At 72.3% G+C, this 10422-nt stretch carries 8 protein-coding genes, 1 tRNA gene and 1 pseudogene; 3 read left to right on the top strand and 7 right to left on the bottom strand.

Annotated features, from left to right (window positions below; translation table 11 throughout):
• The 3 genes and pseudogenes from KS423_RS27500 to KS423_RS27490 form a co-directional block, all read right to left on the bottom strand.
• Positions 1-349, bottom strand: a pseudogene (locus KS423_RS27500) (sel1 repeat family protein); the annotation flags it as partial.
• Positions 350-716: 367 nt separating this feature from the next.
• Positions 717-790, bottom strand: a tRNA-Met gene (locus tag KS423_RS27495).
• 64 nt (positions 791-854) lie between these two features.
• Complete coding sequence (locus KS423_RS27490) at positions 855-3812, bottom strand: UPF0182 family protein (RefSeq protein ID WP_224282467.1); 2958 nt, start codon at positions 3810-3812, stop codon at positions 855-857.
• A gap of 257 nt (positions 3813-4069) precedes the next feature.
• On the opposite strand from KS423_RS27490, the gene KS423_RS27485 reads away from it, so the two are divergent.
• Positions 4070-4642, top strand: a complete 573-nt coding sequence (locus KS423_RS27485; protein WP_224282466.1) for a PPA1309 family protein — start codon at positions 4070-4072, stop codon at positions 4640-4642.
• 37 nt (positions 4643-4679) lie between these two features.
• On the opposite strand, the gene KS423_RS27480 is transcribed toward KS423_RS27485, so the two are convergent.
• The 4 genes from KS423_RS27480 to KS423_RS27465 form a co-directional block, all read right to left on the bottom strand.
• Positions 4680-5789, bottom strand: a complete 1110-nt coding sequence (locus KS423_RS27480; protein WP_224282465.1) for a PDZ domain-containing protein — start codon at positions 5787-5789, stop codon at positions 4680-4682.
• Positions 5790-5831: 42 nt separating this feature from the next.
• On the bottom strand, positions 5832-6017 hold the full coding sequence (locus KS423_RS27475) for a hypothetical protein (RefSeq protein WP_224282464.1): 186 nt from the start codon (positions 6015-6017) through the stop codon (positions 5832-5834).
• A 212-nt stretch (positions 6018-6229) separates the two neighbouring features.
• On the bottom strand, positions 6230-6670 hold the full coding sequence (locus KS423_RS27470; protein ID WP_224282463.1) for a molybdenum cofactor biosynthesis protein MoaE: 441 nt from the start codon (positions 6668-6670) through the stop codon (positions 6230-6232).
• A 110-nt stretch (positions 6671-6780) separates the two neighbouring features.
• Positions 6781-7929 carry an NAD-dependent epimerase/dehydratase family protein gene (locus KS423_RS27465; RefSeq protein ID WP_224282462.1) on the bottom strand — a complete coding sequence of 383 codons (1149 nt, stop codon included), beginning with the start codon at positions 7927-7929 and terminating at the stop codon, positions 6781-6783.
• Positions 7930-8128: 199 nt separating this feature from the next.
• Between KS423_RS27465 and KS423_RS27460 the strand changes: the two genes are divergently transcribed.
• Positions 8129-9649, top strand: a complete 1521-nt coding sequence (locus KS423_RS27460) for a zinc-dependent metalloprotease (protein ID WP_224282461.1) — start codon at positions 8129-8131, stop codon at positions 9647-9649.
• Positions 9646-10233 (top strand): NUDIX hydrolase, encoded by a 588-nt coding sequence (locus KS423_RS27455; RefSeq protein WP_224282460.1) that lies wholly within the window; start codon positions 9646-9648, stop codon positions 10231-10233. Before KS423_RS27460 ends, KS423_RS27455 begins: the two co-directional genes overlap by 4 nt.
• Positions 10234-10422 lie beyond the last annotated feature (189 nt).

Raw genomic sequence — 10422 nt, 5'->3', positions numbered from 1 at the left:
CGGCGGCCTGCCGGTGGCGGGCCTCCAGCGCGGCGGACTCGCGGGCGGCGAGGGCGGTCTCGAAGCTGGTCGAGTCGAGGCCGGCCGGGTCGAGCGCGGCTCCGGCGGCCGGCTCGCCGCCGGACTGCTCGCCGTAGGCGCCGACGGCGGCGGCGAACTGACGGGTCGGCACGTGGACCAGGCTGTCGGGCCCGTAGCCCGGGGTGGGGCGCTCGGACAGTCCGCTGGTGCGCTGGGCGGGCAGGGCTCCGGGGCGGCTTCCGGTGCTCTCGGTGCTCTCCGCCCAGGCGTCGGTGTCCGCCTCGGCGGCCGCCGAGGACTTGGCGCCTGACTTGCCGATCAGCCTCATGCCGACTCCCGCTCCCCCAGAGTGTCGCGGCATAGTGCCCCGGCGTGCGGCCGGGGGGACTCCCAGGAGAGGTGCCGGATCCGACGGCCGGTCAGCGGCCGTGCACCGTCCCCCATGTGTCCCATCGTCGCATCACCCAGTACCCGCGTACACCTGCCCCGGCCGAATTCCGGCGGGGCCGACCCGAAGCCGACGAAATTGCTTCGGCGCTTTGTCGATTTCCCGACACTTCAACCCCACAAACCCCACTGCCGTCGTCCTTGGCGACGGTCGATAGTACCGGAGCGGTTCCCGCCGCTTCCGTGCGAGAACGGCGCGGAAAACACCAGAGGCCCGGAGGAAGGATCCTCCGGGCCTCTGGCCTTTGTAGCGGGGACAGGATTTGAACCTGCGACCTCTGGGTTATGAGCCCAGCGAGCTACCGAGCTGCTCCACCCCGCGTCGGTGGTTGAACCATAGCACGGATGCGGGGTGGAACGGAAAACGGTTACCGCAGCTCAGCGGGCTACGGCTGCGGGCTGGTCACTCCGCCCCCGGTGGCACCCGGGGCCGGAGTGCCGGTCGGGGCCGGTGCCGGGCTGCCGCCGCGGGCCGCCGTGGCGGCCTTCAGGGCGTCGCCGAGCGCCTTCTGGGCGTTGCCGTAGGCCACCCAGTCGCCGTTCTTGAACGCGGTCTGGCTGTCGTTGTACGCCTTCTCCGCGTCCGAGAGCGCCTTCTGGAGCTCCGGCGAGATCGTCCCGCCCGGCGCCGGCGCGGTGGGCGGGGTCGGGGTGGTCGGCGTCGTCCCGGTGCCGGGCGTGGACGGCGCGGTCGGCGTGGCCGCCGGGGGCGCCCCGCCGAACACCTTCTTCAGCGCGGCCTCCAGGGTGTCCTCGAACGCCACGTTGTCGTCCCCGTACACCGCCAGGACCTTCTGCATCGTCGGGTACTTGGCGCCGCGTCCGCGCACGTACACCGGCTCGATGTTGAGCAGTCCGCCACCGACCGGCAGGGTCAGCAGGTTGCCGTACTCCAGCTCGGCGTCGCCGCCGCTCTTCAGCGCGAAGATCTGGTTGGCCACCTCCTGGCGGGAGTTGAACTTCGACTGCACCAGGCCCGGGCCGGGGGCGCCGCTCTCGCCCGTCATCTTCAGGATGCGGATCTTCCCGTAGTCGTCCCCCGGGTCCGCGTTGACGGCCATGAACGCCGCCAGGTTGGGCCGCTGGTTGGGCACGAAGGTGCTGGTGAGCGAGAAGCTCGCGGCGTTGGTGTCCGGCATCCGCACCGTCACGTAGTACGGCGGCTGGACCTGCTTGGTGTCGCTGGTCGGGTCCACCGGGGTCTGCCAGATGTCACTGCCGTTGAAGAAGGAGTTGGCGTCGGTGACGTGGTACTGGCCGAGCAGGTCGCGCTGCACCTTGAACATGTCCTGCGGGTAGCGCAGGTGCGGCAGCAGCGTCTGCGGGATGTCCGCCTTCGGCTCCACGGTGCCGGGGAAGGCCTTCATCCAGGTCTTCAGCACCGGGTCCTTCTCGTCCCACTGGTAGAGCTTCACCTCGCCGGTGTAGGCGTCCACCGTGGCCTTGACCGAGTTGCGGATGTAGTTGACCTGGTTGGCGGCGGTCAGCAGCTCACCGCGCTGGTTGGTCAGCGAGTCCTTGGTGGCGGCGCCCAGCGTCGTCTTCGAGGAGAACGGGAAGCCGTCCGACGTGGTGTAGCCGTCCAGCACCCAGACCACCCGGCCGTCCTGCACCACCGGGTACGGGTCGGCGTCGATCGACAGCCACGGCGCGACCTTCTCCACCCGCTCCTTCGGCGTCCGGTTGTAGATCACCTTGGCGCCGTCGGTGATGGCCCCCGCGTAGAGGATCTGCGGCTCGGCGAAGCGCACCGCGTAGGCGGCCCGGGTCAGCGGGTTGTCCAGCGAGACCCCGCTGTTGCCCTCGTAGGTGGTCTCGGCGTTCTGGCCGGTCTTGGGATCGGTGTAGTCGATCTCCTTGTTCGTGCCACCGACGATCGAGTACGTCGTGGTCTTCTCGCCGTAGTAGATCCGCTGCTGGTAGTCGCCCAGCGTGCCGGAGGCCGGCAGGCCCGACTCGGTGAACACCGGCTGGCCCTTGTCGTCGACCTGGTTGCCCTTGGCGACCACCACGCCGTAGCCGTGGGTGTACTTGAAGTGGTCGTTGATCCAGTTGCGCTGCACGCCGTTGAGGTCGAGCTCGCGCAGGCCGATCACGCTGTCCTGCTTGTCCTGCCCGGTGCCGTAGCGGTCCACGTCCAGCGTGTTCGGGAAGGCGTAGTAGTTGCGCTGCTGCTCCAGCGACTGGAACGCCGGCGAGACGACGTTCGGGTCCAGCAGCCGGATGTCCGAGACGGTCTGGGCGTCCGGCTTGAGCGCGTCCGTGGTGGTCGAGCCCTGCGGGGTGTACGGGGTGGTCTGCGCGTCCGCGATCCCGTACGCCTGGCGGGTGGCGTCGATGTTCTTCTGGATGTACGGCGTCTCCTTGGCCTGCTCGTTCGGCTTGACCTGGAACTGCTGCACGATCGCCGGGTACAGCCCGCCGATCAGCACCGCCGACAGCACCATCAGCCCCAGGCCGATCAGGGCCGGGGCCCAGGTGCGACGGATCGGGGTCAGGAAGAACAGCACCGCGCAGATGATCGCGACGAAGAACAGGATGGTCTTGGCCGGCAGGAACGCGTTGGCGTCCACGTAGCGCAGGCCGGTCCAGCCGGAGACACCCTTGTACGAGCCGGTCTTCACCGCCAGCGCGTACCGGTCCAGCCAGTACGCGACGGCCTTCAGCAGCACGAACACGCCCAGCAGCACCGCCAGGTGCCCCTGCGCGCCCGCGCTCGCCCGGCGGCCCGGACCCTGCAGCCGCAGCCCCCCGTACAGGTAGTGCACCAGCGCCGAGGTCAGCAGCGAGACGATCACCGCGCTGAACGCGAAACCCAGCACGAACTCGTAGAACGGCAGGTCGAAGGCGTAGAACGAGACGTCCATGCCGAACTGGGAGTCCTTCTCACCGAAGGAGGTCGAGTTCGTCCACATCAGCCAGGTCCGCCACTGGCCGGAGGCCGCGGCACCGGCCACCAGGCCGATCACCAGCGAGACCCCGATCAGCGCCCAGCGCTTGAACGGCGCCAGGCCGGCCCGGTAGCGGTCGAGGCTCTGCTGCTCCACCGACATCGCCGACAGCGGCGGCCGCAGCCGGTGCGCCAGCCAGATGTTGAAGCCGACGATCACCGCCATCAGCAGGCCGAACACCGCGAACAGGCCGATCTTCGTCCACAGCTGGGTGGTGAACACCGAGGAGAAGTGGACCGACCTGAACCACAGCCAGTCCGTCCAGAAGCCCGCGAACATGACGAACAGCAGGAAGAGCACCGCGAGCACGCCCAGGGTCAGCAGGGCCACCCGCGCCCGCCGGGAGGGCGGGCCTACCCTGCGCCGGAAACCCGGCCCTGAGCGTTCGGGCATCTGGAAGACCACGGTGGCACCTCGGCTGTGTCGTCTGAATGGGGTCGGTCGTCAGAGCAACTTAACCAGGCTTTGGCCGAGTTCCCACCGTTAGCAGACGGTTACGACCCCCGCCCGCTTCCGGCCGTCCCCGCCGCGGCTCCTCCGGCCCTTCGGCGGCTCTTCCGGCGCCTCTTCGGCGACTCTCCCGGCGGGCTCTCCCGGCGGGCACGGACCGTCCGGCGAGCGCGGGCCGCCCGGCGTGTGAGGATTGAGGCATGTCCGACGCGTCTGATCTGAACAACTCCCCCGACGACGTCTCCAAGCTCCCGGCCGCCACCCCGCTGACCCGGGCCGCGCTGGAGATCGACGAGTACGCCGCCACCCTCGGCTGGGACCTCCCGGCCCGGCTGTTCGCCCTGGTGGACAGCGCCGCCCTGCGCAAGGCCAACCCGAAGATCGCCAAGCAGCTCGGCCTCGCCGAGGGCGACGAGACCGGCCTGACCCCGATCGAGCAGGACGAGCTGCCGGCCGGCATGGAACTCGACAAGTTCCTCGGCACCATCGCCTGGCCCGACGCCGTGGCCGGCTGCGCCCTGGTCGTCGAGCGCCTGATGCTGCCCCCGGGCGCCGAGCAGTCCCGCCCGCGGGGTGCCACCGACGCCCAGCTCGCCGAGTGGGTGGCCAACCACCCCAAGCGCGAGGAGGTGCGGATCACCGCCGCGGTGCTCCGCGACGGCAAGAAGGAGATCGCCCTGCGGCTGCGCTCCAAGGACGTCGCCCGCGAGGTGCTGACCGGCCCCGACCTGGTGCCGGGCCTGACCGACGCGCTGCTGGCGACCTTCGCCTGACGCCTTCCCCGGCGGCTGCCCGACAGCTGCCCGGTGGCTACTTGGTGGCGCAGGACGGCAGCGCGGAGGTCTGCCCGGAGCGGAGCTGCTCCAGCGACTTCAGCGCGCCGTCCAGCGTGTCCGTCTTGACCAGGGTCAGCCCGGACGGGACGTTCTTGCTCGCCTCGGCGCAGTTCGAGGACGGGGTGAAGAAGTACTCGGCCCCGGCGTCCCGGGCGGCGATCAGCTTCATCGAGATGCCGCCGATCGGGCCGACCTTGCCGTCGTCGTCGATGGTCCCGGTGCCGGCCACGAACCTGCCGCCGGTGAGGTCGCCGCCCGGGGTCAGCTTGTCGATGATGCCGAGCGAGAACATCAGGCCTGCGCTGGGGCCGCCGACGTCCTGCAGGCCGATGTCGATCTGGAACGGGTAGGTGTGCCGGATCCCGGTGCCGATGCCCACCACCGCGAGCTCCGCCCGCTCGGCCGGGGCCTTCGGGTCGAGGTCCTTGGCCCGTACGGTCGGCACGGTGACGTCGGTCTTCCCGCCCGGCGCGGCGGCGCCGCCCGCGTCCTTGACCCTCGGCACGACGGTGAAGACCACCGGCTCGCCCGGCTTGTGCTTGGTGACGGCCGCGACCACCTGGTCGACCGAGCCGACCGGTGCGCCGTCCACGGCCACGATCTGGTCGCCCGCGTGCAGCCGGCCCTCGGCCGGGGCGCCCGCGGTGACCGACTTCACGATCAGCTCGCTGCCGACCGGGACGCCCAGCTGCTTGAGCGCCGCGGTGCGGGCACTGTCCTCGGAAGAGGCGAACTCCTCGGCGTTCTGCTTCTTGGCGTCCGCGTCCGACTGCCCCTTCGGGTAGACGTTGTCGTGCGGCACCACCAGCACGTCGTCCCGCAGCCAGCCGACCACCGCGTTGACCAGGCTGGGCTCGTACTTGGCCCCGGTGACCTGGACGGTGGTCATGTTGAGGTGCCCGGTCGTCGGGTACGACTCGTGCCCGCTGATGCTGATCACCGGCTTGCCGCCCTGGTTGCCGAGCGTGTTGTACGTCGGCCCCGGGCTCATCTCCGTGTACGGCACCTTCATCAGCACCGAGACGCAGAGCAGCGCTATGAGCAGCAGGGTGGCAGCGAGCATCGTCGCGGAGCGGCGTGGCATGCCTCGACAGTACGGGACGCGCCTGAACCGGCGCCCGCCGGGCTACCTGCCGGGGCGCTCACCGGCGGTGCCGGCGGTGGTGCGCTCCATGGCGGCCATGAAGCGCCGGTGTTCGGCGAGTGAGGCCGGGTCCCCGGTGGCCCGCGGCTCCCGCTGGGCCCACACCGCCCAGAGGCCTGCGGCCACGCCGGCGACACCCGGGATGATCAACCAGGCGAGCGCACCCATACCAGTACTCCCAGCTCGTCGTGCCTATGAGCAGATTAACCACTCCGGCGGACAACGCGGCCGGCGCCGTCCGGGTTACGGCACGGCCGATCGGCTCACTTCCAGGGAGTATTCGGGGTGCCGTTGCGCACCCGTCGGAGTGAAGCCACGGCGCGCCTGACCCGACGGACGCACGAGGTGTGCATGTCGGTTCCGTCGCACCGGGAGTGGTCTCAGCAGCCGCCGGCGCCGACCCACTCCTCCTCGCCGTCGGAGAAGACCTGGTGCTTCCAGATCGGCACCTCGTGCTTGAGGTCGTCGATCAGCCGGCGGGCGGCGGCGAAGGCCTCGCCGCGGTGGGCGCAGGAGACGGCGACGATCACGGCCTTGTCGGTGATCTCCAGCCGGCCCACCCGGTGGACCGCGGCGAGCGCCCGGACCGGGAAGTCCGCGACCACCTTCTCGGCGATCCGGCGCATCTCCTGCTCGGCGGTGGGGTGGCAGCTGTACTCCAGCGCGGCGACCGACTTGCCGCCGTCGTGGTCCCGGACCGTCCCGACGAAGACGGTGGTGCCGCCGGCCGCGTCGTCACCGACCGCCTCGTACACCTCGTCCAGCGAGAGCGGGGTGTCGCGGATGGCGAGCAGGCGGATGGGGTCGTGGATCTCGGACATGACCCCATGATTCCCCATCGGGGATGGTGCGGGGCAAGTACTTTCCGCATCACGGTGGGGAAATTTCGCATCGTGAGAAGTGTCGCCCGTCGACCGGCTCCCCCGGCCGATCAGAACCGCCGCCGCTTGCGGGCCCGGCGCACCAGCGCCGCCGTACCGACCAGCGCCACCGTCGCCCCCGCCGCCCCCAGGCTGGTCGCCGCCTCCTTGCCGCCCAGCCGGCGCCCGGCCACCGCGTGCTTGCCGGACACCTGGTCCAGCAGTTCGGCCAGCACCTGCTCGTTGGTGTGCGCCGGGCGCCAGCCCGCCTCGTGCAGCCGGCTGCCGGACACCACCCACGGGTACATCGTGTACGCCAGGTCCCCGGCCGGGGCGGGGGTCAGGCCCAGCCGGTGCAGCCGCGCCGCCGTGCCGAGTGCCAGCGAGGCCGGCAGCTCCATCCGCCGGATCCCGGACAGCCGCTCGACGTCCTCCTGCTCCAGCCAGCCGTCGCAGCCGACCGTCACCTCGCCCTCGACCAGGCCCAGCGCCGCGTACTCCAGCGCCGACGCCAGGTCGTCCACGTGGCAGAACTGCCAGCACGGCCGGGACCCGGCCACCACCAGCAGCCGGGGCGCCTCGAAGTGCCGGGTCAGCACGGTGTCCACGCCGGGGCCCACCACCACGGCCGGGCGCAGCACCGTCACCTGGAGGCCCGGGTGGGCGCGCGGCGCCCGGCGGGCCAGCCGCTCGATCTCCAGCAGGTCCCCGACCAGCGAGGCCTCCTCGGTGGCCCGCAGCTCGGAGTCCTCCGCCAGCGGCACCTCGTTGTCGGCCAGCGCGCCGTAGACCATCGCCGAGGTGCACAGCACCACCCGGTGCACCCCGGCGGCCGCGGCCGCGGTCAGCACCGTCTGGGCGCCGCGCACGTTGTAGGCGCTGCGGGCCCGGGCGTCGGACTCCATGCCGAAGTCCATCGCCAGGTGCACCACCACGTCGACACCGGCCAACCGCTCGGCCACCGCCGGGTCCCGCACGTCGAGCACCCGCCAGTGCACGCCCGGCACCTCACCGCGCCGGTCGTCCACCGCGAGGACCTTCCGCACGTGAGAGGAGGCCACCAGCCGGGCGGCGACCCGCTCGCCCAGCACGCCCGCGGCACCGGTGACCGCCACGGTCAGCGGCCGTCCGCCGTAGGCTGGAGGCGGCGACGCCGTGGTGTCCGACACGTCCTCTCCTCCGGTCAGCCCAGAGCGAACGTCCGAGGGCGGGGAACTCACCGGCCATCCTCCACGGTTAGCTTTATGTGCGTACGGACGTGTGTCACGTACGTCCATCCTGCCCGAGGCGAAGGCCCGGCGGTGCACCCGGCGCGGGCCTGCCGCGCGGGAGCCGCCCCCGAGTCCCCCACTCCGCCGTCGCTCCGGGTACAGACTTTCCCGCCACACCCGCATGACGGCCGACCGGATCGAGGACCCCGTGAGCGACCTTCCCTTCGGATTCGGCGTTCCGCCCGAGGAGCCCGAGGACGGCAAGGCCAAGCCCGACGACGCCCAGAAGAAGAAGGACCAGGAACAGTCCGGCAGCGGCCCGCAGCCGTTCGGCTTCGGGGGCGGCAACCCCTTCGGTGCGATCTTCGGCATGCCCGGCGCCCCGGGCGGCACCGGCGCCGGTGCCGACAACCCCTTCGCCGCGATGTTCGGCGGCATGAACCCGGGAGACCTCGGCGCCGCCTTCCAGCAGCTCGGCCAGATGCTCTCGTTCGAGGGCGGCCCGGTGAACTGGGACCTCGCCACGAACATCGCCCGTCAGACGGTGGTCGCCGAGCCCGCCGAGGGCAAGAGCAAGGACCGCTCGGTCAGCGCCGCCGAGCGCTCCGCCGTCGCCGAGGCCGTCCGCCTGGCCGACCTGTGGCTCGACGGCTCCACCGAGTTCCCCTCCGGCGCCGGCACCGCCGTCGCCTGGAGCCGCGCCGAGTGGATCGAGGCCACCCTCCCGGTCTGGAAGGACCTGGTGGACCCGGTCGCCGAGCGGGTCGGCAACGCCATGGGCGGCGTCCTGCCCGAGGAGATGCAGGCCATGGCCGGCCCGCTGATGGGCGTGATGCGCTCGATGGGCGGCGCCATGTTCGGCACCCAGATCGGCCAGGCGCTCGGCGCGCTCGCCGGTGAGGTGGTCGGCTCCGCCGACGTCGGCCTGCCGCTCGCCCCGGCCGGCAAGGCCGCGCTGCTGCCGCAGAACGTCGCCGAGTTCGGCGAGGGCCTGAGCGTGCCCGCCGACGAGGTCCGCCTCTACCTCGCCCTGCGCGAGGCCGCCCACCAGCGGCTCTTCGCCCACGTGCCGTGGCTGCGGGCCCACCTGCTGGGCGCCGTCGAGGCCTACGCGCGCGGCATCAAGGTCGACACCTCCCGGATGGAGGAGCTGGTCGGCCAGCTCGACCCGAGCAACCCGGAGGCCCTCCAGGAGGCGCTGGCCGGAGGCCTGCTCCAGCCCGAGGACACGCCCGAGCAGAAGGCCGCGCTCGCCCGCCTGGAGACCGCGCTCGCCCTGGTCGAGGGCTGGGTCGACGCCGTCGTGCACGCCGCCGCCGAGCCGCACCTTCCGCAGGCCGGCGCACTGCGCGAGACCGTCCGCCGCCGCCGCGCGGCCGGCGGGCCCGCCGAGCAGACCTTCGCCACCCTGGTCGGTCTGGAACTGCGCCCGCGCCGGCTGCGCGACGCCTCCCGGCTCTGGGCGCTCCTCGCCGACGCCCGCGGCATCGAGGGCCGCGACGCGCTCTGGGAGCACCCGGACATGCTGCCCACCGCCGCCGACCTGGACGACCCGGACGCCTTCGTGCACCGGGGCTCCGCCGACGACCTGGAGGGCGGCATCGACTTCGACGCGCTCGACAAGCTGCTCGGCGAGGCCGCGGCGGGCAAGCCCGACCTCACCAAGAAGGACGAGCAGCCGAAGACCGACGAGGACGGCACCGGCGGGAAGGGCGAGCCCACCGCATGACGGACACCGAGACGCCCGCCGCCACCCTGCACGCGGACGCCGTCCGCACGCTGACCGGGTGGCGGCCCGCCGACCAGGACCAGGAGCAGCTGCGGCTCGACTACCTGGAGCACCTCGCCGCGCAGCCCGAAGGCCTGTACCGCTCCTGCCTGCCCGCGCACATCACCGCGAGCGCGGCGGTCGTCGACCCGGCGGCCGGGCGGGTGCTGCTCACCCTGCACCCCAAGGTCGGCATGTGGCTGCAGATGGGCGGGCACTGCGAGCCCGGCGACCGCGACCTCGCCTCGGCCGCACTGCGCGAGGCCGTGGAGGAGTCCGGCATCCCCGACCTGGTGCTGCTGGAGAGCGGCGGCGCCCCGGTGCCGGCCAAGCTGGACCGGCACCTGGTCCGCTGCACCGGCAAGGACCGGCCGGAGAACACCCACCTGGACGTCCAGTACATCGCGCTGGCCCCGGCCGGCGCGCAGGCGCTGATCAGCGAGGAGTCGCTGGACCTGCGCTGGTTCGACTACGACCGGCTCCCGGAGCTCACCGATCACTCGGTGCGCGACCTGGTGGCCCGGGCGCGGCAGCTGACCGGCTGAGGTGTGACACCGGAAGGGGGCGCGGGCCGACAGGCTCAGCGCCCCCTTCCGTCGTTCCTCCGGTCGAACCGGCCCGGCCTCGGCCCGTACCGCCCCATCCCGCCCGTACCGTCCGGCCACGGGCTCACGCCGCCAGGGCTCCGGCCGCGCCGCCGCGGCCTCAGCCGCAGGAGGCGGCCTGGCCCGGCC

This window comes from Streptomyces sp. LS1784, assembly GCF_020103755.1.
GTDB lineage: Bacteria > Actinomycetota > Actinomycetes > Streptomycetales > Streptomycetaceae > Kitasatospora.
This window is presented reverse-complemented; position numbering and strand designations above follow the sequence as displayed.

Excerpts from the sequence above, each read along its gene's own strand:
- KS423_RS27490 (WP_224282467.1), bottom strand. The coding sequence starts at position 3,812 with ATGCCCGAACGCTCAGGGCCGGGTTTCCGGCGCAGGGTAGGCCCGCCC.
- KS423_RS27485 (WP_224282466.1), top strand. The coding sequence starts at position 4,070 with ATGTCCGACGCGTCTGATCTGAACAACTCCCCCGACGACGTCTCCAAG.
- KS423_RS27480 (WP_224282465.1), bottom strand. The coding sequence starts at position 5,789 with ATGCCACGCCGCTCCGCGACGATGCTCGCTGCCACCCTGCTGCTCATA.
- KS423_RS27475 (WP_224282464.1), bottom strand. The coding sequence starts at position 6,017 with ATGGGTGCGCTCGCCTGGTTGATCATCCCGGGTGTCGCCGGCGTGGCC.
- KS423_RS27470 (WP_224282463.1), bottom strand. The coding sequence starts at position 6,670 with ATGTCCGAGATCCACGACCCCATCCGCCTGCTCGCCATCCGCGACACC.
- KS423_RS27455 (WP_224282460.1), top strand. The coding sequence starts at position 9,646 with ATGACGGACACCGAGACGCCCGCCGCCACCCTGCACGCGGACGCCGTC.